This window comes from Sphingobacteriales bacterium, from assembly GCA_016711285.1.
In the GTDB taxonomy this organism is placed as follows: domain Bacteria; phylum Bacteroidota; class Bacteroidia; order Chitinophagales; family UBA2359; genus JADJTG01.
Genome location: JADJTG010000002.1, coordinates 811,848 through 836,099, shown reverse-complemented (window position 1 = coordinate 836,099; position 24,252 = coordinate 811,848). Strand labels below are relative to the sequence as shown.

Annotated in this window: 17 protein-coding genes and 1 pseudogene; 12 read left to right on the top strand and 6 right to left on the bottom strand. The window is 41.3% G+C overall.

Annotation, left to right across the window (positions count from 1 at the left end; translation table 11 throughout):
* The first annotated feature begins 10 nt into the window (after positions 1 to 10).
* Positions 11 to 2,155: a leucine-rich repeat domain-containing protein gene (locus IPL35_03795; protein ID MBK8442577.1), complete on the top strand. Its 2,145-nt coding sequence runs from the start codon at positions 11 to 13 to the stop codon at positions 2,153 to 2,155.
* Between the two features lie 4 nt (positions 2,156 to 2,159).
* On the top strand, positions 2,160 to 5,036 hold the full coding sequence (locus tag IPL35_03790) for a leucine-rich repeat domain-containing protein (protein MBK8442576.1): 2,877 nt from the start codon (positions 2,160 to 2,162) through the stop codon (positions 5,034 to 5,036).
* A gap of 170 nt (positions 5,037 to 5,206) precedes the next feature.
* Here the strand turns inward: IPL35_03790 and IPL35_03785 are convergent, their stop codons facing one another.
* Entirely contained in the window at positions 5,207 to 6,547 is a 1,341-nt protein-coding gene (locus IPL35_03785) for a Fic family protein (protein MBK8442575.1), read from the bottom strand.
* A 216-nt stretch (positions 6,548 to 6,763) separates the two neighbouring features.
* Here IPL35_03785 and frr point away from each other — a divergent pair, with 216 nt between their 5' ends.
* Together frr and IPL35_03775 are read left to right on the top strand one after the other, a co-directional pair.
* Positions 6,764 to 7,336 carry a ribosome recycling factor gene (gene frr, locus IPL35_03780; GenBank protein ID MBK8442574.1) on the top strand — a complete coding sequence of 191 codons (573 nt, stop codon included), beginning with the start codon at positions 6,764 to 6,766 and terminating at the stop codon, positions 7,334 to 7,336.
* A 114-nt stretch (positions 7,337 to 7,450) separates the two neighbouring features.
* Positions 7,451 to 7,942, top strand: coding sequence for a GNAT family N-acetyltransferase (locus IPL35_03775; GenBank protein MBK8442573.1), 492 nt, complete (start codon positions 7,451 to 7,453; stop codon positions 7,940 to 7,942).
* Here IPL35_03775 and IPL35_03770 read toward each other — a convergent pair.
* A complete protein-coding gene (locus IPL35_03770) occupies positions 7,933 to 8,913 on the bottom strand; it encodes a DUF2279 domain-containing protein (GenBank protein ID MBK8442572.1) in 981 nt (326 codons plus the stop codon). The genes IPL35_03775 and IPL35_03770 overlap by 10 nt on opposite strands.
* A gap of 266 nt (positions 8,914 to 9,179) precedes the next feature.
* On the opposite strand from IPL35_03770, the gene gldF reads away from it, so the two are divergent.
* The 4 genes from gldF to IPL35_03750 all read left to right on the top strand — a co-directional run bounded on the left by gldF (position 9,180) and on the right by IPL35_03750 (position 15,006).
* Entirely contained in the window at positions 9,180 to 9,911 is a 732-nt protein-coding gene (gene gldF / locus IPL35_03765; protein ID MBK8442571.1) for a gliding motility-associated ABC transporter permease subunit GldF, read from the top strand.
* A gap of 114 nt (positions 9,912 to 10,025) precedes the next feature.
* Positions 10,026 to 13,133, top strand: a complete 3,108-nt coding sequence (locus IPL35_03760) for a tetratricopeptide repeat protein (GenBank protein MBK8442570.1) — start codon at positions 10,026 to 10,028, stop codon at positions 13,131 to 13,133.
* Positions 13,134 to 13,283: 150 nt separating this feature from the next.
* On the top strand, positions 13,284 to 14,198 hold the full coding sequence (locus IPL35_03755) for an ATP-binding cassette domain-containing protein (protein ID MBK8442569.1): 915 nt from the start codon (positions 13,284 to 13,286) through the stop codon (positions 14,196 to 14,198).
* On the top strand, positions 14,188 to 15,006 hold the full coding sequence (locus IPL35_03750) for a hypothetical protein (protein MBK8442568.1): 819 nt from the start codon (positions 14,188 to 14,190) through the stop codon (positions 15,004 to 15,006). The genes IPL35_03755 and IPL35_03750 overlap by 11 nt, the downstream gene beginning before the upstream one ends.
* Before the next feature lie 25 nt (positions 15,007 to 15,031).
* On the opposite strand, the gene IPL35_03745 is transcribed toward IPL35_03750, so the two are convergent.
* Positions 15,032 to 15,286: a helix-turn-helix transcriptional regulator gene (locus IPL35_03745; protein ID MBK8442567.1), complete on the bottom strand. Its 255-nt coding sequence runs from the start codon at positions 15,284 to 15,286 to the stop codon at positions 15,032 to 15,034.
* Positions 15,287 to 15,617: 331 nt separating this feature from the next.
* Here IPL35_03745 and IPL35_03740 point away from each other — a divergent pair, with 331 nt between their 5' ends.
* The 4 genes and pseudogenes from IPL35_03740 (at position 15,618) to IPL35_03725 (ending at position 19,424) form a co-directional block, all read left to right on the top strand.
* Positions 15,618 to 16,592, top strand: a complete 975-nt coding sequence (locus IPL35_03740; protein ID MBK8442566.1) for a hypothetical protein — start codon at positions 15,618 to 15,620, stop codon at positions 16,590 to 16,592.
* 91 nt (positions 16,593 to 16,683) lie between these two features.
* Positions 16,684 to 17,280 carry a hypothetical protein gene (locus IPL35_03735; GenBank protein MBK8442565.1) on the top strand — a complete coding sequence of 199 codons (597 nt, stop codon included), beginning with the start codon at positions 16,684 to 16,686 and terminating at the stop codon, positions 17,278 to 17,280.
* 242 nt (positions 17,281 to 17,522) lie between these two features.
* A complete protein-coding gene (locus IPL35_03730) occupies positions 17,523 to 17,990 on the top strand; it encodes a nucleoside deaminase (protein ID MBK8442564.1) in 468 nt (155 codons plus the stop codon).
* Positions 17,991 to 19,424: pseudogene (locus IPL35_03725) on the top strand (FAD binding domain-containing protein).
* A gap of 38 nt (positions 19,425 to 19,462) precedes the next feature.
* On the opposite strand, the gene IPL35_03720 reads toward IPL35_03725, so the two are convergent.
* From IPL35_03720 to rseP, 3 genes are all read right to left on the bottom strand, one after another.
* Positions 19,463 to 20,602 carry a VWA domain-containing protein gene (locus IPL35_03720; GenBank protein ID MBK8442563.1) on the bottom strand — a complete coding sequence of 380 codons (1,140 nt, stop codon included), beginning with the start codon at positions 20,600 to 20,602 and terminating at the stop codon, positions 19,463 to 19,465.
* Positions 20,603 to 20,616: 14 nt separating this feature from the next.
* On the bottom strand, positions 20,617 to 22,671 hold the full coding sequence (locus IPL35_03715) for a choice-of-anchor B family protein (protein ID MBK8442562.1): 2,055 nt from the start codon (positions 22,669 to 22,671) through the stop codon (positions 20,617 to 20,619).
* A 199-nt stretch (positions 22,672 to 22,870) separates the two neighbouring features.
* Positions 22,871 to 24,196, bottom strand: coding sequence for an RIP metalloprotease RseP (gene rseP, locus IPL35_03710; GenBank protein ID MBK8442561.1), 1,326 nt, complete (start codon positions 24,194 to 24,196; stop codon positions 22,871 to 22,873).
* Positions 24,197 to 24,252 lie beyond the last annotated feature (56 nt).

Sequence of the window (24,252 nt, the reverse complement as noted above, 5' to 3'; positions counted from 1 at the left end):
TTTACAACACTTGAATTGTTCTGGAAATGAACTAACGGTTTTAGAAGTATCTGATTTAGTTAATTTAGAATATTTAGATTGTGGTGATAATCAACTGAGTAGTTTAGACATTTCCAATTTAGTCAATTTGCAAACTTTAGATTGTAGTGATAATCAACTGAGTAGTTTAGAAATAAATAATTTAACCAATTTACAATATTTACATTGTTCTTTTAATCAACTGAGTAGTTTAGAAATAAATAATTTAACCAATTTACAATATTTATTTTGTTATGGTAATCAACTAAGTAAGTTAGATGTATCTAATTTAATCAATTTGCAATATTTAATTTGTTCTTTTAATCAACTGACGAGTTTGTTTATAAAAAATGGAATTAATGAAAATGGTGGTAATACAAACCAAGGTTTATATTTTTCAAATAACCCCAATCTCGCTTATATCTGCTGCGATGAAAGCCAATTAGAATATGTAAGAAATAAAGCAACAGCAAACGGATTAAACAACTGTCTAATCAATACTTATTGCTCTTTTGAATTAGGCGGTAACTACAATACCATTTTAGGCAATGTTATTTTTGATGATGAAAATAATGGTTGTGATGAAAATGATGTGCCTTTGAATTATCAAATTATACAAGTTGAAGATGATGCGGAAGGCGGTTATACGGTTTGTGATAATTCGGGAGATTATAAATTTTATTGTAATGCGGGTACATATACATTACAGCCTTTCTTAGAAAATCTTTATTTTTCGGTAAGTTCTGCTACTTTCAACTTTACGGAGGACGATAATATCTCTGTTACTCAAAATTTCTGCATCGCGCCCAACGGCACACACCACGATTTGGAAATTACGCTCCTTCCGCTAAATCCCGCCCGCCCGGGTTTTAATGCTCAATACCAAATTACCTATAAAAACAAAGGCACACAAACCGAAAGCGGCAGTATTCACCTGCAATTTGACGACAGCGTATTGGATTTTGTGTCGGCTTCGCCCACACTTGCCGCCCAAAGCGACAGCCTCCTCACTTGGAGTTTCGCCGACTTGCAGCCTTTTGAAAGCCGCAGTATTAATGTTACACTTAACCTGAACACGCCGCAAGAAACACCGCCTCTGAACGGCGGCGATGAAATTACTTTTTTGGCATACATCAATTATCCGCAAACAGACGAAACGCCCGAAGACAATAGCTCCGCTTTGCGCCAAACAGTCGTCAATTCTTACGACCCCAACGACAAAACTTGCTTGCAAGGCTCACAAATTGAGGTAAAAAACATAGACGATTACCTGCATTACGTCATTCGTTTTCAAAATACGGGCAGTGCGGAAGCCATTCAAGTGGTGGTGAAAGATGAGTTGGCGGATAATTTGGATATTTCCACTTTTCAGATGGTAGCAGCGAGCCACGATTATCGTCTGCGCTTGGAAAACCGCACCTTGGAAGTGTTTTTTGAGAACATCAATCTGCCCGACAGCACCACCAACGAGCCGGAAAGTCACGGATTTGTGGCGTTCAAAATCAAAGCCGCCGACAGTGTGACAATAGGCAGCAACCTGAAAAATACCGCCGAAATTTATTTTGACTACAATTTCCCGATTGTAACGAATACCACCGAAACCGCCGTGATAGAACTGTCACCTTTGTCGGTGGATTGGTTATATTTCAGGGGCAAGCGTGCAGTGGCGGAAAATATTTTGGAGTGGGCAACGGCGGCGGAGTATGCGAGTGATTTTTTTGAGGTACAGCGCAGCGCAGACGGTCGGAGTTGGTCGGTGCTGGGCAAAGTGGCGGCGGCGGGCAAGGCGCATAGCTACACTTTCAGCGATGCGCAGCCTTTGTCGGGCTTGAATTACTATCGTTTGCGGCAACAAAACAGAGATGGCACAGATGATTTTTCGCAGATGTTGGCGATAGGCGGCGATGCGGCGGATATAAACATTTTTATTTCGCCCAATCCGGCAAGTGATTTCATCACGCTCAACAGCAGCGAGATAATAGAGGGCGTAGAAATTTACGATGCGGCGGGACGCTTGCGATTGGCACAAAAAGGCATTGGTAATCAGATAGATGTGCGGAGTTTTGCGAGTGGAAGTTATTTTGTAAAAGCGCAAATTCAGGGAAGAAATTATATCCATCATTTCACAAAACACTAAAACTATGAGAACGATTTTTATTTTTTTGGCGATCTGCTACACACATTTTGCCACCGCCCAAATTGTGAATATCCCCGACCCAAATTTCAAAAACGCCCTTTTGAATTACTACCCGAAAATTGACACCAACAGCGATGGCGAAATACAGGTGGCAGAGGCGGAGGCGGTGGATACTTTGTATTTATACAATAAAAGTATTTCAGATTTAACAGGCATTGAGGCATTTATCAATTTGCAAGGTTTAAATTGCAATGGTAATCAATTAACGGGTTTAGAGTTAGCTAATTTGCCCAATTTGCAATATTTAGATTGTGCTTCTAATCAACTGAATAATTTAGAGTTAGCTGATTTACCCAATTTGCAAACTTTAGATTGTAGTAGAAATCAACTGACGAGTTTAGGTTTAGAGGTTTCTAATTTACCTAATTTGCAAACTTTAGATTGTAGTAGAAATCAACTTACGAGTTTAGGTTTAGAGATTTCTAATTTACCCAATTTGCAAAGTTTATATTGTTCTAATAATCAACTGACTAGTTTGGAAGTCGCTGATTTATCCAATTTGCAAAATTTAGGCTGTGGGTGGAATGGTTTGACGAGTTTAGATGTATCTGATTTACCCAATTTAAAATTTTTAAGTTGTGAGGTTAATCAACTGACGAGTTTAGATGTATCTGATTTAGTCAATTTGGAATATTTATCTTGTTCTGATAATCAACTGACGAGTTTAGATGTATCTGATTTAGTCAATTTGGAATATTTATCTTGTTCTGATAATCAACTGAGTAGTTTAGATGTATCTGGTTTAGTCAATTTGAAACATTTGGGTTGTCCTGATAATCAACTGACGAGTTTAGATGTAGCTGATTTACCCAATTTGACAGCTTTATATTGTTATGAAAATCAACTGACGAGTTTAGATGTAGCTGGTTTATCCAATTTGAAAAATTTGCAGTGTCATTCTAATCAACTGACGAGTTTAGATGTTTCTAATTTACCCAATTTGAAATATTTATGGTGTTCTGATAATCAACTAACGAGTTTAGATGTTTCTAATTTACCCAATTTGAAAACTTTATATTGTTATGAAAATCAACTGAGCAGCTTATTGATAAAAAATGGCAGTAATGAAGGTGTTTTAAATTTTTCTAATAACCCCAACCTTGCTTATATCTGTTGTGATGTAAGTCAGTTAGCAAGTGTAAAAAATAAAGCAATACAAAATGGCTTAATCAACTGCCAAGTAAATACCTATTGCTTTTTTGAGCCGGGCGGCAATTACAATACCATTTCGGGTAATATCATTTTTGATAATGAAAATAATGGTTGTGATGAAAATGATGCGCCTTTGAGCTATCAAATTATACAAGTTGAAGATGATGCGGAAGGCGGCTATACCGTTTCAGATAATTTGGGAAAATATGAGCTATATTGTAATGCGGGTACTTATACCTTACAGCCTTTCTTAGAAAATCCTTATTTTTCGGTAAATGCGGCTACTTTCAACTTTACAGAGGACGATAATATCTCTGTTACCCAAAATTTCTGCATCGCGCCCAATGGCACGCACCACGATTTGGAAATTACGCTCCTTCCGCTAAATCCCGCCCGCCCGGGCTTTAATGCCAACTACCAAATTACCTACAAAAACAAAGGCAACCAAAAAGAAAGCGGCAGTATTCACCTTCAATTTGACGACAGCGTATTGGATTTTGTGTCGGCTTCGCCCACACTTGCCCAAAGCGACAGCCTCCTCACTTGGAGTTTCGCCGATTTGCAACCTTTTGAGAGCCGCAGTATTAATGTTACACTCAACCTGAACACGCCACAAGAAACACCACCTCTGAATGGCGGCGATGAAATTACTTTTCTGGCATACATCAATTATCCGCAAACAGACGAAACGCCCGAAGACAATAGCTCCGCTTTGCGCCAAACTGTTGTTAATTCATTCGACCCCAACGACAAAACCTGCTTGCAAGGCTCGCAAATTGAGGTAAAAAATATAGATGATTATTTGCATTACGTCATTCGCTTTCAAAACACGGGCAGCGCGGAGGCAATACAGGTGGTGGTGAAAGATGAGTTGGCGGATAATTTGGATATTTCTACTTTCCAAATGGTAGCGGCGAGCCACGATTATCGTCTGCGCTTGGAAAACCGCACCTTGGAAGTGTTTTTTGAGAACATCAATCTGCCGGACAGCACTACCAACGAGCCGGAAAGTCACGGATTTGTGGCATTCAAAATCAAAGCCGCCGACAGTGTGGTGATAGGCAGCAACCTCAAAAATACCGCCGAAATTTATTTTGACTACAATTTCCCGATTGTAACGAATACCACCGAAACTGCCGTGATAGAACTATCACCTTTGTCGGTGGATTATCTGTATTTCAGAGGCAAATGTACAACTGCGGCAAATGTTTTGGAGTGGGCGACGGCGGCGGAGTATGCGAGTGATTTTTTTGAGGTACAGCGCAGCGCAGACGGTCGGAGTTGGTCGGTGATTGGTAAAGTGGCGGCGGCGGGCAAGGCACATAGCTACACTTTCAGCGATGCACAGCCTTTGTCGGGCTTGAATTATTATCGTTTGCGGCAGCAAAACAGAGATGGCACAGATGATTTTTCGCAGATGTTGGTATTGTACGATGCCCACAGCGAAGACTTTTTTGTAGTATTTCCCAATCCCGCCAGCGATTTTATCACGCTCAACAGCAGTGAAACAATAGAAAGCGTAGAGATTTACGATGCGGCGGGTCGCTTGCGATTGGCGCAAAAAGGCATTGATAATCAAATAGATGTGCGGCACTTGGCGAGCGGCAGCTATTTTGTAAAAGCGCAAATTCAAGGAAGAAACTATATTCATCACTTTACAAAACACTAAAACTATGAGAACGATTTTTATTTTTTTGGCGATAGAATAGCGAAATATAGGAAAATAGAAGCCGAAGCGGTATGTTTTTTGTTTTTTCATGTTTTGATACTACAAAAATACATAGCATCAATTGCTTAGTCTTTTTTATCAACACTTTTTAGGGACTACCCAACTGTTCATTATTTCATTTTTTCTATTTGCTCCAATACAGAGCGCACCGTGCTGCTTACTATTTCATTTTCTTGTTGCTCGGAGATACTTTCATAATTAAGCAAGGATATTTCATCTTTTCCGTATTTAATTATGTATTTATACGCATCAAAAAATATTATGATTTGTACGTCTATTGAAAAAATATTTTCTCTATTATACCTAAAATCTTTTAACGTTCTGATATAGCTGATGTATCTTGTGCCTTCTGGATATACAAAAGAACTTTGTAGTTCCTTAGAATAATCAGCATCACGAAAGGATATACCTCTGTTTCTAACCGCATCATTATCTATATAAATTTTAGAAAAGGCCTCAGAAAACAACTCATCAAAAGTTTTTAGTTCAGCATCGGCTTTTCCAAAAAGAGAAACCATTATTTCAATTAAGTGCTGCTTTATTTGCGCTTTGTCTTTAATAAATTCTATTGCCTCTTTTTCTTTTAAATCTCTTTTGAGCAATTCAATTTCTTTGCCCAAATCATCGGCTTCTTCTATATCTTCGCTGCGTGTGGCTTTGAGCATCAATTCCAAACTCCACAGCAGTTGGGTAGCAATATATTCCGTAAAAGCCTCTATATTTCCGGTGTCGGCTTGGTTGAGAGCGTTTAAATATTGTTTTTTTTCTGCGGATTTGATAATGACGGGCGGTAAATCGTGTTTGAGTAATACATAATTCATCAGCAAGCGAGCCATACGCCCGTTGCCATCGTCAAAAGGGTGAATACGCACAAATTTATAATGCAGCAAAGCAGCTAATACTATCGGTGGCAGTTCGGATTTGTACTCTTCTTCGTGATACCAACTTATCAAACGCTGCATTTCCAATGGCGTATCTAAGGGGCTTGTATATTCAAACATTTCACCATTGGGCAACAATACAGAATTTGGAGTTTCTTTATAAGTGCCTGCCTGAATTAATTTTCGTGTAGCTTCGCCTGTGGGCGTGGTGGCGTTTTTCCAAAAAGACCGTACTAAAATAGTTTTATGCAGGCTTTTTATATCATTTTCAATAAGCGGACGATTTTTTTCTTTTGCCCAATCCTGAATAAGATGATAAGCGAGGTCGTGTGCTTTCATTTCTTCTAATTCGCGCATATCGTGGGCAGTGTTGCCCGATTTATCGCGGTACAACAACAGTTCGGTTTCGCCGTAAGTGAGCGTATTGCCCTCTAAATGATTACTGTTGTAATTGAACTCCAAACGAATTTTTTTCTCTAATCTGCGTTGGTTTATTTCACTGATGGGCGGCTCTTTCAAAATATCCGCTTGCAGCCGCTGAATACGTTCATACAGGATAGATAAAGTCATAAATTGATAAAATTTTATGTTATTGTTGCGATGATAAATAATTAACGAAACTATTATTTAATTTTATGGCTTCAAAAAAATAATTTCCGTCCAATAAAAAAATGTACGGAACTTTTATTTTGTGTTTTATATTTGTAATGTACAAAGCAAATCAATCTATTTTTGTTTTTTTATTTTTAGCCAACGTACTTTAATATTTTCCAGAAAAAATTTTTTATGATTAACGTTTCAGAAGAAGTAGCCAAGATAAAAAATAAGGCACAGCACGATATGGATGGTGCTATTCATCATTTGGAAACTGCCCTCACTGCTATACGAGCCGGCAAAGCAAGCCCTTCTATGGTAAATCAGGTAATGGTGGATTACTATGGCAATCCCACACCGCTGCCGCAAGTGGCAAATGTGAGTGCTGGCGATGCCCGCACGATTCTCATCAAACCCTGGGAGAAAAACATGTTGCACCCGATTGAAAAAGCCATTTTTGCCTCCAATATAGGGCTTACGCCTCAAAATGACGGTGACTTGATACGCCTCAATATTCCGCCGCTCACCGAAGAACGCCGCAAAGAATTGGTAAAACGTGTGAAAAACGAAGGCGAACACGCCAAAGTTGCCGTGCGCAATGTGCGTAAACATGCCAACGAAGTAGCTAAACGCCTTACTAAAGATGGTTTAGCCGAGGATAATGAAAAGAAATTAGAAACCGAGATTCAAAAAATGACTGATGATTATATTGTTAAAATAGATAAATTGGTTGATGCCAAAGACAAAGAGATTTTGAGCGTTTAGAATTTCTTTTTTTCTCATTAAAATTTTTTTCAGAAAAGCCACCTTTGTACAACAGAGCCGTCAAAGGTGGCTTTTGTATTTTTCTTTTTTTTTATGGAAATAATAAAAAACACTTTGCTCCGTCCCATCGCTCTGCACGAAATACCACAACTCAGCCGCCTTGCTCACGACATCTGGCAAGCGCATTATCCCGCCGTTATCGGACAGCAGCAGGTGGACTATATGCTGGCAACACTTTATTCCGAAGCCTCGCTGCAACACACTTTTGAAGCAGGCGAGCAGTTATTTTATTTTGTGGAAGAAAACAATACAACAGAAGGATTTGTGGCAGTGAGTTTTCCGCAGCCGCAGGAGTGTTTTATCAATAAGTTGTATGTACGTCATACACAACAACGCGGCGGCATCGGAGGGCGTACTTTGCAAAGTTTGGAAAATATATTTCCGCAAGCCGACATATTTCGTTTGCAGGTAAATCGCCAAAATTACAAAGCCATCAATTTTTATTTCAAAAACGGGTTTGTGATAGAGCAGGTCGCCGACTTTGATATCGGGCAGGGTTTTTTTATGAATGATTTTATCATGACGAAAAAGAAATATCAGAAATAAAGTGGGTGAAAAGTGAATTTTCCTTGCGAATTGATTTCTAAGGCAGGTGCGGGAATTTTAATCATATTGGCGGCATATAAAAAAGTTCGCAACCATTTGGAGCGTGTTTTTATTTTGCTCAAATCCACATCTACCGAAAGATAATACTGCCGCAATCGCGGAATATCGTAGCGTGTTATTATTTCGCCGTTGGCATCTTTCCATTCATTGGCGTAGCCGCCCAGCATATTTTCTGCTCCGTAGCCTATGGCTATATTCAACCATTTGGGCAATAGCGTAGTTTGTGGTGCTGCCACCCGCAAAGGGTGAAAAGTAAGCCAGTAGGTTTGTCCGTTGTAATCTTTCAGCACCAACTCCGCCGCCGTATTGCCGTATAAATCGCGTGCCCGCTCCGCCACTTGCCCCGAAAAATGAGAATAGTTTACCCGATGCGATGAAAACTTCAGATGAAATCGCTGCTCCTGCCAAGCCGTTTCTTGTGCCCACATCAGCAATGAACCGCTTGTATTGGCTATAATATCTCCGCCGGACGCGCCCCATTTTTCCGAAAAACCATCTAATACTTCAATGCTACCCTGAAACAACCAAGCCAGCGATGCGCCCCAGAAAGCAGCTTTGCGCCGCGACATTCCCGCCCATTGATACAGGTGCATCAGTGTAAGTGCTTCGGAGTAGGCTGTCCAAGTATGCCCTATTTTATCCACTTGATTCCACTCGCCGTTGTCGTTGTAAAAATGTAAAGCACTGCGGGCATATTGGCTGTACCACGCTTCGTTGAGGGCGAGCATCATACCGCTATACGATACGGCGGCGGCACTGTTGAGGGCGAGGAGGCGTTTGCGTTTTACAGCCGCCGGAAGTGTGTCGGTGGCAGTGGCTTTTGTAAGCAGTTGGTTGGTATCGGCGGCGATATTTCGGAAAGGGGCGGCGTATTGAGCGTATAATTTTGCATCATACTCCGAGATAAGCAATACTATTATTGCTAACGATATATTTCGTAAAAATACAAATATCAACTCCTTCATTTCAGCAGTTTGGAAAGGCAAATATCCATAAGAAAATTCATTTTATTATTTTTTTATGATAGAACTTTGCGGTTTGCTTTTTGCTGAAAAACCTGCCATAATATTTGTATTCGCCCTGTCGTTTTTATCTTTACAACAAAAGATGAATATATCTTCATTACATTTTATGAAAATTATTCTGCAAATTTGCACATCTACATTATAATTCGGTTATGTTCAGCATTTTCGCCAAAGAATTACATACTTATTTCGGCTCGCTCACTGCTTATTTGAGTGTGGGTATTTTTTTGTTGGTAAATGGCTTGCTGTTGTGGGTTTTTCCCGATACAAATTTGTTGGATTATCAGAATGCTTCTTTAGATTATTTTTTCAACATCACGCCCTGGATTTTGATGTTTCTTATTCCTGCCGTCACGATGCGTTTGTTTGCGGAGGAAATCAAAAGCGGTACTTTGGAGCTGCTCATCACGCGCCCGCTTACGAGTGCGCAAATCGTGGGCGGAAAATTTTTGGCGGCGTGGTTGCTCATTGCTTTTGCCATTGTTCCTACTTTTATTTACTACTACAGTGTTTATAATTTGGGTAATCCGGCTGGAAATATTGATGTGGGAGCGACCAACGGCTCGTATATGGGCTTGCTTTTGTTGGCGGGTGCTTTTGCGGCTTTGGGCGTGTTTGCATCTTCGTTGAGCAGCAATCAGGTAGTAGCTTTTATTATTGCCGTATTTTTGTGCTTTTTCTTTTATCAGGGTTTTGATGCTTTCAGTAAGTTGCCGTCTTTGGCAAATGTAGATTATTGGTTGCAGAATTTCGGCATTTATTCGCACTACGAAAGCATCAGTCGCGGAGTGGTGGACAGCCGCGATATGGTGTATTTTGCATCATTTATATTCTTTTTTCTTTTTCTTTCGCAATATCGCTTGGATAAAAGAGCATTTTTATAGGTCGTTTTTTTGAAATTTTGAGCCTATTCATTCAAAAAATGGCGTAATTTTATCCTGATTATTTCGTTTGGCTCATTGTCAGTATCTTTTTTTTATTTACAGCAATACATCTTCATGAATAGCCGCCATTTTATCGCCTTTTGCTTGTTGATAGCTGCTCACGTTTCGCTTTTTGCTCAATATACCGCCGTTTATCAGGAGGGCAACAGCCTCTACCGGCAGGGCAGCGAAGCCTTTGAGCGCGAAAATTACAGCCTCGCACAACAGAAATTTGAGGAGTTTTTGGCATTGCCCGCCAACGCTGCCACCCATATCACCGACCACGACGACCGCATTGCTGCTGCCTTCAAAGCGGCGATTTGTGCCAAAAAACTGCGCCACCCCAACACGGTGCATCTACTCACCGAATTTACGCGCAACTACGGCAACAACCGCCAATACCTCAGCCGCGCTAACTACGAGTTGGTACAAATTTTTTTCAAAAAGAAAGAATTTGCCGGCATCATCGCCCTCGAAAACCAAACATACCCGCAGGATTTGACGAGCAAAGAAAGCAACCAACTGCATTTTATGGTGGCTTACGGCTATTTGGTTTCCAAAAATTTTGACAAAGCCAAAGAACGTTTTGAAAAAATAGCGGGCAAAGGCGAATATGGCGGCGATGCCAATTATTATCTCGGATTTATTGAATACGATAAAAAAGAATACGACAAGGCTCTGCAGTATTTCAGAGCCGCCGAGCAGGAAAAGAAATATCAGGCGGCGATGCCATATTACATCACGCTCATTATGTTTCAGAAAAAAGATTACGGCGGCGTTATCAGCTATGCCGAGCCGAAACTCAGCAACAAAGGGCTGAAATACGAGCGCGAACTGCGCAAAATGGTGGGGCAGGTGTATTATGAACAGCAAAACTATCAGAAAGCATTGCCGCATTTGCAGTATTATGTAGAAAAATCAGCCAAAGTGAGCAAAGAAGATTTATATATTCTCGGATTTACGCAATATCAATTTGGTTTGTATGATAAAGCCATTGCCAACTTTTTGGAACTCAACACTTTGCAGGATAGCATCGGGCAAAATGCTATGTATCATTTGGCAGATTGTTATTTAAAAACCAACGAAAAAGAAAAAGCCTTGGCTTCTTTTGAAAGTGCCGCACGTCTTTCTTTTGATGCCGAAATCAAGGAAGCGGCGATTTTTAACACCGGAAAAGTAGCTTATGAACTCCAACAATATTCAAAAGCTATCAACACCCTAAAAGATTTTATTTTTGCTTATCCTAATTCGCGCTACTCTGGCGAAGCACAGGATTTGCTCGGCAAACTTTTTGATACTTCCAAAAATTACGTCGAAGCCATTGAAATTATTGAAAAAATACCCAATAAAACTTCCGCTTTGCAGGTGGCATATCAGCGCGTCACTTTCAATAGAGGTGTGGATTTGTTCAATAGCCGCGATTATGACAATGCTTTGATTAATTTTGATAAATCGCTGCAATATTCGCAAGACCGCAACCTGAATGCTTTGGCAAATTTTTGGAAAGCCGAAATTTTATTCAAAAACAACCGCTTTTCCGATGCCATTACTGCATACAGCAATTATATCACCTCCAACCCTTCGTCGCTCACCTATACCGATGCCAACGTAGGAACTGCCAATTATTCTATTGGCTACTGCTATTTTAAACAGCGAAATTTTGCACAGGCAGGCGACTACTTCGACCGCTCCGCCACCGGATTGCAGCAGAGCAACCGCGAACGCCTCCTCGCCGATGCTATTTTGCGTAGCGGCGACTGCTATTTTATGCAAAAAAATTATCCAAAAGCCCAGCAACGCTACGACGAAGTGGTGCAGCGCGGTGGCAGCGGCGCGGATTATGCGCTGTATCAAACGGGTATGATTTTCGGATTGAATAAAAATTATACACAAAAAATAAATACACTCCAAAAAGTAAAAAGCAACTACACCAACTCCGATTTTGCAGATGATGCCGTGTATCAAACGGCAGTGACCTACGCTTTGCAGGAAGACCACCGCAGTGCCATTGCTTCCTACCGCCAGTTGATAGAATCGTATCCCGACAGCAAATACTATGCTACCGCCCTCAACGAAATAGGTTTGGCATATTACAATTTGGGTATGTTTAATGAAGCATTGCAAGCCTACCAACGCCTCATCAGCGAGCAGCCCGATTTGCCCGAAGCCAAAGAAGCCCTCACGAATATACGCGATGTGTATTTGTCATTAGGCAAAAGCGATGAATATTTTGATTTTCTCAAACGCGCTCCCGTTCAGGTGCAGAGTACCGCCTCGCAGCAGGAAAAAGATTTGTATCAGTTTGCCGAAGTAGCTTTTGAGCGCGGCGACTGTACTGTTGCTATCCGCGATTTTACTAAATATATCAATAGCTATCCTTACGGCTCTAATGCACTGTATGCGCATTTTTATCGCGGCGAGTGCCTGTATGCCAACAAACAATACACCGATGCCCAGCCCGACTACGATTATGTATTGCAAAGCAACAGCAATTTATTTCGCGAAAAAGCAATGGATAAAGCAGCGCGTATCGCTTTTTATATCAATAAAAACTATGCTTCGGCGTATGATTATTACAAACAGATTCTCAAAAACAACAGCAGCAACAAAGAAACACAAGCGGAAGCATTGCGCGGTATGGTGCGCACCTGCTACGAACTGCGCAAATTCAGCGAGCTTGAAACTTACGGCAAACAACTGCTGGCAAGCAATGACGTAAGCCACGAACACGCCGCCGAAGCACATTATTATTTAGGAAAAATGTATATAGAGCAAAGCAAATGGAGCGATGCCAAAAGTAAAATGGAACAAGTTGCCAAAGCCAATACGAACGAGATGGGCGCAGAAGCCCGTTATTGGCTGGCTTATATTGCTTTTAAACAAAATGAACTCGATAAATCTAAAGATGCCTGTTATCGTGTGGACAGAGAAACTCCCGGATTTGTATATTGGGTAGCCAAAGCTTTTGTTTTGTTAGGGGATATTTATGAAAAAAAGAACGACTTCTATCAAGCTAAAGCCACTTATCAGAGCGTTGCCGACAACTATACCGGCGATCCCGATTTGATGGCAGAAGCCCGCGAAAAACTCCAAAAAGCAGAAGCCAAATTGCGCTCTAACTCTAAATTGGATAGCGGCGACAAAACCAAAGAATTGGAAATGGACGAAAGCGGCGGCGAATAAAAAATGTTGCCACACAGTGGTTTAAAATATTGCAGTAAAGAAAAGGAAAAATTTTCTGTGTTAAAGAATGATAAAAATGCTGTGCTGCTTGGAATAAAGCAGATGATTTCGGCGTAAAATATAGCAAATTTGCTTACTTAATTTTCAAATATGGCAGTTGAAGTACAAGGATTAAATAAACGCTTCGGACAACAACAAGCTGTGAGCAATGTAAGTTTTTCGTTGCGAAACGGGGAAGTAGTAGGTTTTTTGGGACCCAACGGGGCAGGAAAGAGCAGCACCTTGCGTATGATAAGCGGCTATTTGCAGGCAGATAGCGGCGATATTCAGATAAATGGCATAGATGCTGCCCGACAACCCATACAGGCACGTCGCCACATCGGTTATTTGCCCGAGCACAATCCTTTGTATTTGGAAATGTATGTGCGGGAATATTTGCAATCGGTGGCAGCTATTTATCGCCTTCCGCAAGCACGCACCCGCATTGAAGAAGTCATTGCTACCACCGGTTTGTCGCCGGAAAGCAACAAAAAAATCGGGCAGTTGTCAAAAGGCTATCGTCAGCGCGTGGGCTTGGCGCAGGCGATTCTGCACAACCCGCCCGTATTGATTTTGGACGAACCCACCTCCGGCTTAGACCCCAACCAACTGCACGATATTCGCCAGCTCATTCGCAATTTGGGAAAAGAAAAAACGGTCTTGTTTAGCACACATATTTTGCAAGAAGTACAGGCTGTTTGCGACCGTATCATCATCATCAATCAAGGAAAAATAGTGGCAGATGACCCCACCGACCGAATTATGGCGCGGGTGGCGGGGCAGGTATCTTTTTTGGCAGAATTTGCCGAAATAATTTCTTCGGAACGCCTCCGGCAATATTTCGGCGAAGCCACTATAAGGCAGGGCGACACACCTCAGATTTGGCATTTCAGCAGTGCCTCCAACGAGGATTTACGCGCCGCCATCTATCGTTTTTCCGTAGCCAACGGGTTTACTTTGCTTACCCTTCAAAAAGAGCAAAGCAATTTGGAAGACATTTTTAAAAAACTAACCGGTGCCAATTAAAAACTTTGTACGATACATCATTGCAGGGCTTGTGGCTTGCTGTGCTTTTTTGATAAATAATAACAATATAAAAGCGCAGGAGCTGAAGCGATGGATTATTATTCGGGGGCATGTGCTTGCCGAACACGACAAAAGCCCTTTGGAATATACGAGTATTGCCAACGTACAGCGCAATCAGTTTACTTATACCGGAGAAAACGGAGAATTTGTAGTAGGCGGCGTTGATGGCGACCAGATTGTTTTTTCGGCATTAGGCTACGATATGGACACTTTGGTCGTCAATGAAAGCATCAACTACGAACAACTGATGCCCACTATTTTTATGACTCCCCGCGACTATATTCTTAAACCCGTTATCATTGTGCCTTGGAAAACCTACTACGACCTCAAGCAAGCCGCTATCGCAATGGAACTGCCCAAAGAGGAACTTCCTCTGAATTTGCCCGAAATCAAAAATACCGCCAAGCCACTCTTAGGCGGCAACAATGATGTTACTTATGGTCCCTCCTCCAGCGGAAATGGTGTGGCGGTGACGGGGCTTTTTACGCATTTGTATAAAATGGTGAGCCGCGAAGGTAAATTTGAACGGCGACGCGAGCGCATTTTTGCTGCCGAAGAACGCAAGCGTATCATTGCCAAAAAATACAACCCCGAAATGGTATCGCTCCTCACCGGCATCAAAGACCCCGCCGAATTAGAAGCCCTGATGCGCTATTGCAATTTACCCGAAGATTTTATTTTAAATGCCATTGCCTACGATTTGCTTTATACCATCAAGCAATGCCATCAGGAATTTGAACGGCGGTAGGGGAGAGGTTTTTTATTGTATGTTTTTACAGAAGTTTCAATATATTTTCTGTAGGAATCGTTAGGATACGAGATAATTTATCTTCAAAATCTATAATGTCTTTTACGGATACACTTAGTATTTGTGCAATATGTTGCAGACGTTTCATAGAGATATTATCGGCACATTGCTCTATTTTACTATAAGCACGTTGAGAAATACCCAATTGGCTTGCTACATACGCTTGTGTATAATTGCGTAACTCGCGTAAATGACGAATGTTTTTTCCTAAATTATTCATAGTAATTTTTATAGCAGAGTTTATTAGTTATAGTTAATCACTCCAAATATATGCTTTATCTTGTTAAATAAAAATTTTTTCTTATTTTTAACAAAAATTAATCAATTCTAAATTAGAACTACAGGTTCTATTTTAGAATTTTTAGTTATATACGCTATTTTATAAAACAGATAACTTTGTATTACCGATAAATTAGGTGTACAGATATTTTTTTATTGCAATGGTGACACAAAATTTGTAGTGGGGAGAAGTTACCTTTGAAAACCCACCAAATAGAGTAAAAGGTGCAAATGCCGAAAGCGTTAGTGTAGGCAAATTTTAAAAAATATTTATGAAAATTACACAATTATTTTTGGTCTTATTCGTCTTTTCTTTATGGTCTTGCCAAAAGGATAACTTAAACGAGAATGAAAATTTACGAGTAGATCAAACTGTTGATTATGGTAATCCTACCATAGAAAAAGGTATTTTAAATTTCAAAAATGAAGCACATTTTGAAGAATATATGGTATCTTTGGATGACTCTACTAAATTGAAGAGCCTACAAGCTATGACGGGCTTTAGCAGTCTGTATAAAACGGTTATTGCAGGAGCTACAGATCCAAATGCGATAGATGAAAAAATAGAACAATTTAATATTGACGACAAAAAATTATTATCAACAATTAATGCTAATCATGAAATTATTATTGGGGAATGGTATTTTAAATTTTTCCCGAGTAGCAAAGAAATAAAGGTATATAGTTTGGTTAATTACAGAGCAAATAATTTAACTAATGAACAAATATATAGCTTTAATGATGATGTGTTTGAAGGTTTGGAAAAAGGAATATTTGGCTGTGGTGAAACTTGTAAGCAAGAAAAAGAGGATGGTACGGAAAAAGAAGAATATTGTACAATGAAAAATAGTGGAAATACTTACCAAATAAGATTGAAAAGTATTTATAACAGTTATGGCGTATGGCGCAAACTACAATCTAAATTTAAGCATAAATGTAGTTCCGGCATAAGTTGTTGGGGTATTGATGATGCTACTTCTTTTAGTGTCGGATATAATACGGAATGGAAGAAAAGATGTAAAAATGCGGGAGCGGGCTATAAACCTGTTGTTTGTTTGGATGCTCCTCCAGCTACCGATATATTAGATTGTGGACAATTCGCAGATTGGGGCACCTCTTGGGAACACATGCACTATCAGGGTACAAGATGCCTATCTGTTTTTAAATTAAAAACTTGGGTGGGTTTTACGAATGTTTGTACTTTGCTGCCTGAATATAGAGAAACAGAAGAAATAGTAGGTCAATAGTATCGTTATAAAAAAACGAATCAATAGTAACGGGAGTTTTCATAAATTCCTGTTACTGTTTAATATTTAGACCCTTTATATATTAAAATTTATGAAATTCTCTCTCTTCATTTCTGCCTCTTTCCTTTGGTTGCTGCAAATAAATTTTTGTGTAGCGCAACAACTTTATGCCGAAATTTCTTTAGGTGGTAGTTTGGGCTGGCACAAAATGCACCAAACTTCAGAGCCTGCAACACCTTACTTACAGTCTTTTCCGACCTTTACCGTAGGGCGCGCTTTGGGTGTGGTATATGAAACCCCCAAACATATCTTTCGCCTAAAATATGGAAAATATGCCCCCGCTGTGTCGGCGGGTGTATTAACAAGCACTATTTTAAAAAAGCAGTATCAGGGAGGCATGTTTGAACATAATTATAGACTTCTATATGAGAGAAAACTTAGTGTAGTAAAAAATAAATTTCAATACTGTATTGGCGGTGGATTAGGAGTAAATCAAATTCAATATCATTCTCCATCTCCCATGACAGGAGGAAGTAACGGTGAAATCAGTTTTTATAGAACGGGAGTCAGAGTAATACATCGTGTTTCGCCACATTTGGTAGTTTCCAATGGTTTTTTATATCATTCCAAAATAAAAAACACCGTTTCTATGCAGAGATATACTACAATTTCGGGCTTTCTGTATTAAAAAAATATACATACAGCGCAAAGATAGCAGGAGAGGGTTATCACGGTTATATAGAAAACAAAGCACGGTATGGCGGTATTTTATTTCACTACGGCAGAAATTTAGGTAATCCTCAGCAATGGTTTAAAAAGAAAAACAAAGCAAATGAGTAACGGAAAAGTATTTTTTGTATTCAATGATAGCGGGGTTTTTGTTTTTATTGTACTTTAGCTCCTCATTTAAAAAATACTTTTATTTGATTTATGAACACTACTTTCATGCAAGAAGCCATACGCCTTTCAATAGATAATGTAGAAAGCGGGCGTGGTGGTCCCTTTGGGGCTGTGGTGGTAAAAAATGGCGAAATCATTGCGCGGGGGGCTAACAGCGTTACGGCTGCCAAGGACCCCACCGCCCACGCCGAAGTGGTGGCTATCCGCAATGCCTGTGCCGTACTGGGGACTTTTCAGTTGGAGGGCTGCGAAATTTACAGCAGCTGCGAACCCTGCCCGATGTGTTTGGGAGCTATTTATTGGGCGCGCCCCGACCGCCTCTATTTTGCCAACGGAAAAGCCGATGCCGCCGCCATTGATTTTGACGACCAGTTTATTTACGAAGAAATCGCCAAACCTTTGGAAAAAAGAAGTATTTTCACACAGCAGATAATGCGCGATGAGGCTTTGGAGGCTTTTAAAAAATGGGCGGAAAGCACACAGAAAATCAGCTATTAAATGATACAATTTATTCTCAACCGTCAGCATATCAGCACCGACTTGCCTGCGGGCAGTACGGTGTTGGATTTTGTTCGTTATCATAAGCGGTTGCGCGGCACTAAAATCGGTTGTCGCGAAGGTGATTGCGGTGCTTGTACCGTATTGGTTGGCGATTTTGAAAACGCTACCTTGCGCTATCGCTCTATGACGAGTTGCCTGATGCCTTTGGGCAATGCACACGGCAAACATATTGTGACGGTGGAGGGCATCAACGGCGAAAATCTGTCGCCTGTGCAAGAGGCGATGGTGGCGTGTCAGGGCACACAATGCGGTTTTTGTACTATCGGTTTTGTGATGTCGCTCACGGGTTTTGCGATGGATACAACCCAAAAAGACTACGAAAATGCCATCGCCTCCATAGATGGTAACGTGTGTCGCTGCACCGGCTACAAATCCATTGAACGGGCGGCGGCTCTTATTTGCGAGCAAATTGCGGAAAAACCCGCTGCTCAAACTTTGGAGTGGCTGGCTCAAAATAATTTTATTCCTGATTATTTTGTTGAAATTCCGCAGCGTTTGGCGGCTTTGCAAGAAAAATTATCCGCACAAAATAAAAATTCAACTGCCTCGTCGTCCGTTCTTTTAAATATCGGCGGCGGCACAGATTTAATTGTTCAAAAGCACCACGCCGTAAAACACGCACCTTTGGAATTGTTGTACGAACACAAGGATTTTCAACAAATCCGCCTCAACGCACAAAGCAATTGCGAAGTGGGGGCTTCGGTGACAGTGACGGAATGGTCGGAGTCGCCATTGATACAATCGTTTTTCTCTGATTTGAAACGCTATGTAAAAATGGTATCTTCAACGCCCATTCGCAATATGGCTACGCTGGCGGGCAATGTGGTGAATGCTTCGCCGATTGGCGATATGTCGGTTTTTTTGTTGGTGTTGGAAACCGATGTACATTTAAAAAATAAAGAAGGTAAGGCACGTAAAGTGGCTTTGAAAAATTTTTATAAGGCTTATAAAACCTTAGATAAAACTCCCGATGAAGTGATTACCCATTTTGAATTTGTGCCGCCGCCGACTCGCAGTGTTTTTAATTTTGAAAAAGTGAGCAAACGCACTTATTTGGATATTGCTTCGGTCAATTCGGCGTTCAGTGCTACGCTTTCGCCGGACGGCAATGCTTTTGAGCAAGTGCATTTATCGGCGGGTGGGGTAGCCCCTTTTCCTAAATATTTACGGCAAACCTGCGATTTTTTAAGCGGAAAAAACATCAATACCGGAAATTGAAAAACTGCCCTCATACGCATTGACGAAGAAATTGCACCCATCAGTGATGCACGCGGTACGGCAGATTATAAACGCTTATTGTTGCGTCAGTTGGTGCTTTGTCATTGGCAGCATTTGCCCGCCGCACAAATATTGATAAAGGAATTATTGTAAAAATAATTGTTTTTTTTTGTAAAAAACAGACAATTATTTTAGGCTATTTTGATGTTTTGGCTGCTCGCCCAAGTGGGAATATCTTGTTTGCTGATAGCACTTGCCATCAGTTCGGGAAATAAATCGGGGGTACAGGCAAAAACGGGAATTTGTAAAGCGGCACAATATTCGGCGTTGGCGTGGTCGTAATAAGGCGCACCTTCATCGTTGAGCGCGAGCAGCACCAACATCTGCACACCCGAAGCAGCAATTTGTGCGATGCGTTTGCGCATTTCTGCCGCATTGCCGCCTTCGTACAGGTCAGATATGAGTACCAAAATCGTGTCGTTGGGGCGCGAGATGATTTGCTGGCAGTAGCTCAGGGCTTTATCAATATCCGTGCCGCCGCCCAACTGCACACCAAACAGCAATTCTACCGGATCTTGGAGTTGCTCGCTGAGGTCGGCAACTTCTGTATCAAATACCACCATATTGGTTTTAATGGCGGGGATAGATGCCATCACCGCCCCAAAAATCCCCGAATACACCACCGAAGTACCCATAGAACCGCTTTGGTCTATACACAAAACAATATTTTTTAGCGATTTTCTTTTTCTGCCGTAGCCGATGAGTGTTTCGGGAACGATGGTTTTATAGGCTGCCTGATAATGTTTGAGGTTGGCTTTAATGGTTTCGTTCCAGTTGATTTCATTGATTTTTGGGTGACGATTGCGGAAAGCGCGGTTCAGGCTGCCGGATATTGCCTGCTGAGTACTCGCCGACAATCGCTGCATCAATTCATCTACTACTTTTTTGATGACCTGTTTGGCGGTAGCTTTAGTTTTTTCGGGTATCAATTTACTCAAACTCATCAGATTTGCCACCAAATGAACATCGGGAACGATACCGTCTAATAGTTCGGGTTCGGTAAGTAAGGCAGTGAGATTGAGGCGTTTGAGGGCATCTTGCTGGATAATCTTTACCACGCTGCTCGGGAAATAAGTGCGTATATCGCCCAACCAACGCGATACCTGTGGCGAAGAAGCCCCCAAACCGCCTTTGCGGTCGCTGTCGTAAAGAGCCTGTAAACTTTTATCAATTCCCAATTCGTTGTTGCTCAAATCGCAGGGCAAGGCTTCCTGTGCATCGCTGCCCAAGAGCAAACGCCAACGTTTTTGGGTGACAGTTTCAAGTTCCACTTTTTTGTTGAATTTTATTGCACTACAAATTTACGGCTGCAAACATTATTTTTCCCCTGCACTTGCACCATGTATATTCCTGCCCGTAAAAAAGAGGGCAATGTCCAGCTAAATATTTCGCCCGCATCGCTTTGAAATACTTCCCATTGTGCTACTTTTTTTCCTTGTATATCCATCACATTCAATACAAAACCTCCAGCTTCTGATACAACTTGCGCCCGGACAGCAGTTCCGGCAGCAGCGGGATTAGGAAAAATTTGTAATTGCAAAGCGGCGGCAGTTGTTTCTTTTTGCAGAAGAACATTCAAAGATGCTGTATTATTTTCTTTAGCAAAAAGAAGTGGATCTTCGGCAACAGGCGGCAATGAAGGCGTGCAGCCTTGTATATATGCGTGAAAATCGCAGCCGGATTTTGCCCAAAATTCGGGTAATAAATCGCAGTAATTTCCTGCATTATATATGATTACCGCACCGCTCTCTATTGTGTTGGTAGCTTGGATATAATTTACGGCAGAAATATATTCATTATCTCCGGAAACAAAATTTTGGTTGATGGTATATTGCGTATTGCAATTGTTGATGGCATCGCAACCATCGGGAATGCCGTCGCTGTCTAAATCTAATAAATCGTTGAATCCTGCACATATATCGCAGGAGTTATCTACACCGTCATTATCGCTGTCGGTGTTGGCATAGGGTGTAGTGTCGTCACAATCAGGGCCGTCCACCGTAATATAAGCATCGCAACCGACATAATAACCGTCATTGTCGTTGTCTATACAAGTAGCGCAAGATGTCCACACATTTGGGTTATTATCATCACAGTCGGGATTACAAGCGGCGTAGCCGTCATTGTCGCGGTCGTCATCAGCAGGAAAAGCTCCGGCTGTTACATTGGGATGTACTACATACAAGCCCTCTTCAATATTTCCCAAAATAACATTGCCGCTCGGAAAATAAGGATAAACATTCCATGTAGCATTGAAAGTTGCCGCATTGCTGCCCGGAGTGCCGTCAAAATAAGCAACCTGACTCAAATGCGGTGCATTGGCGGCGTGGCGCAATATCCGAAGTCCGCAGGTATAATTTGCCTGATAAATGAGGTCACCTTTGTAATATTCATTGTGGTCAATGCACGCTGTATTTGCCAATAAAGTTTCGGTAACAAAGGGAGCATCTAAATCGCTCATATCCCACAAGTAAGTTTTGGTGTTGTGTCCAAACTGAATTTCATCGTATTCATCATTCATTACAAAATAGCGTTGGTCGTCTGAAAGCCACCCTTGATGCGTATAACCTTCGCCCGCATAACCTGTGCGCGAAATCATCACGGGTGCGCTTTTGTTGGTGACATCAACGATAGTTTCGGTGTCGCTATTAGAGCAAATACAAATTTCTTTACCCACATGCTCGCAATCAGGTCCTTCGTATATTACACACTGTGCATCGTGGGTATAGCCATCGCTGGAAAAACAACCTGCGCCGACTGGTGCCAAAGGATTGTTGATATTGACAAAATGCAAACCGCCACTGCAAGTATTTGTACCCACACCATAAGCGTAGCCGCTGGCTTCATTTACTACAATGTTGTGGCATTTGCCAAAACCTGTATATACTGCCGAAGCCGTAAAGTTTACGGGCGGATTGGTGATGTTATCCAATTGGTTCAAATCAAAAATTTGCAGACCGTGTCCGCTGGCTTCACTTACAATAAGTGCATAATGTTGATAGGTTTTAATTTCGCGCCAACCCGAATTAACGGTTTGTGTAGGCAAATTACCTATTAGTACCGGATTGGCGGGATTGGTAATTTCTACGAAAGCAGTACCGTTTTCTAAGCCCATCAGGGCATACTCTCTGCCGGAGGAAGTATTGGTCCAACCCCAGCAACCGCTGCCTTCCAAAGGGCTGGGTGCGCCCATTTGTGGTAGTGTCAGGTGGGCGTAATAATCAACATTGTTGCAGGGATAGCCGGCGGCACTGCCTCCGCTACAGGGCGTTTGCGCTGATATTTTTGCGGCAGCACCGCATAACATAATGATACAAGTAGTTGTGAATAAATTTGTCATTGTCTTTGTTATACAAGTGTATAGTTTTTAGGGGGAAAAAAACAAGCAAAGTACAATATTACCTTATTTTAAAGAGGAAAAATAATATTTTGTCAAAAAAATGTCATTTTTATTGTATTTCTACTCATAAAATGCCACACGCCTTGTCATAAATAAATGACAAGGCGTGTGTAAAAATAATGAGGTGTATAAAAAAGAACTACTTGAATAAGAAATTGGAAATAATTTCCCATAAATCTTTACCCACTGCAAACAGCATCAGAGGAAGCAAAATTGCCATACCTACCATTTGTGCTTTTTCTAAAAACGAATCGCTCAGGCGGCGACCGGTGATAGCCTCCACACCGATGAACATCATGTGTCCGCCATCTAAAGCCGGAATGGGCAAAATGTTCATAAATGCCAAAATAAACGACAACAAACCCGTGAGATACCAAAAGCGTTGCCAGTTCCATTTAGGTCCGAAATATTTTGCCATACCAATGGGGCTTTGTACCGAAGTCGCCGGATTGAGTTTTCCCTGAAACATCATTGCAAATCCTTTGGCATTGTAATAAATAGCGTCCCAACCTTCTTTGATGCCGTAGCGCATACTTTCTGCCAAACCGTAGGGGTGTGTGGCATTGACGGCTTTGTAATCAAAAAACGGATAAAACCCGATTTTTCCGGCGGTATCTACGGAGCAGTTGAGGCTTTGCATTTTGCCTTCGCGCTCAATGTCCAAGCTCACAACGGTGTCTTTGGCGGTTTGGAGAGCGGTGCGCAAATCGCCGTAATTCTCTAATATTTTACCATTTACAGCTACAATAAAATCGCTGTCTTTCAAACCTGCTTTTTGAGCGTTGGAACTGTCGGCAACGGCGGCGACCTGAATTTTGTGATGAAAAGGCGCAAAATAATCTGTGCCTTTGGTTTGGAAAAGCGTGTCGGGCAGTTGAATATGCACGATTTCGCCTTTGCGCTCTACCGCTACATCAGCACCGAAGAGCATTTCCATAGATGTATAATCTTTGTAGCGTTCGCGCGATTTTCCGTTGATGGCGACGAGTTTGTCTCCTGTTTGAAAACCCAATTTTTCGCCCCCTTCAAAGGCGTAAATGCCGTTTTTGAGTGCGGAAGCGGGTAAATATTCTTTTTCGTAACTTTTTAAATAAAAAGCAAAAATGATGATACCTGCCAAAATATTCATCACAATACCGCCAATCATCACAATGAAGCGTTGCCAGGCGGGTTTGCTGCGAAATTCCCAGGGTTGCGGTTCTTGTTTGAGTTGTTCGGTATCCATTGACTCATCTACCATTCCTGCTATTTTTACATAACCGCCCAAAGGCAGCCAGCCGATGCCATATTCGGTATCGCCTACTTTTTTGCTCCATAGTTTTTTGCCCCAGGCATCAAAAAAGATAAAAAATTTATCTACTCGTATATTGAAAGCGCGAGCCGCCAAAAAATGTCCTAATTCGTGTATGAATACCAGCAACGATAAACTTAATATCAGTTGCAGTGCCGAAATCAATCCACCCATTTTAAAATGATAAGATATGTTTTGTTAGTGTTTATTTGAAATGATGTGTTTTTGCA

Excerpts from the sequence above, each read along its gene's own strand:
- IPL35_03790 (MBK8442576.1), top strand. The coding sequence starts at position 2,160 with ATGAGAACGATTTTTATTTTTTTGGCGATCTGCTACACACATTTTGCC.
- IPL35_03785 (MBK8442575.1), bottom strand. The coding sequence starts at position 6,547 with ATGACTTTATCTATCCTGTATGAACGTATTCAGCGGCTGCAAGCGGAT.
- frr (MBK8442574.1), top strand. The coding sequence starts at position 6,764 with ATGATTAACGTTTCAGAAGAAGTAGCCAAGATAAAAAATAAGGCACAG.
- gldF (MBK8442571.1), top strand. The coding sequence starts at position 9,180 with ATGTTCAGCATTTTCGCCAAAGAATTACATACTTATTTCGGCTCGCTC.
- IPL35_03760 (MBK8442570.1), top strand. The coding sequence starts at position 10,026 with ATGAATAGCCGCCATTTTATCGCCTTTTGCTTGTTGATAGCTGCTCAC.
- IPL35_03755 (MBK8442569.1), top strand. The coding sequence starts at position 13,284 with ATGGCAGTTGAAGTACAAGGATTAAATAAACGCTTCGGACAACAACAA.
- IPL35_03745 (MBK8442567.1), bottom strand. The coding sequence starts at position 15,286 with ATGAATAATTTAGGAAAAAACATTCGTCATTTACGCGAGTTACGCAAT.
- IPL35_03740 (MBK8442566.1), top strand. The coding sequence starts at position 15,618 with ATGAAAATTACACAATTATTTTTGGTCTTATTCGTCTTTTCTTTATGG.
- IPL35_03735 (MBK8442565.1), top strand. The coding sequence starts at position 16,684 with ATGAAATTCTCTCTCTTCATTTCTGCCTCTTTCCTTTGGTTGCTGCAA.
- IPL35_03730 (MBK8442564.1), top strand. The coding sequence starts at position 17,523 with ATGAACACTACTTTCATGCAAGAAGCCATACGCCTTTCAATAGATAAT.
- IPL35_03715 (MBK8442562.1), bottom strand. The coding sequence starts at position 22,671 with ATGACAAATTTATTCACAACTACTTGTATCATTATGTTATGCGGTGCT.
- rseP (MBK8442561.1), bottom strand. The coding sequence starts at position 24,196 with ATGGGTGGATTGATTTCGGCACTGCAACTGATATTAAGTTTATCGTTG.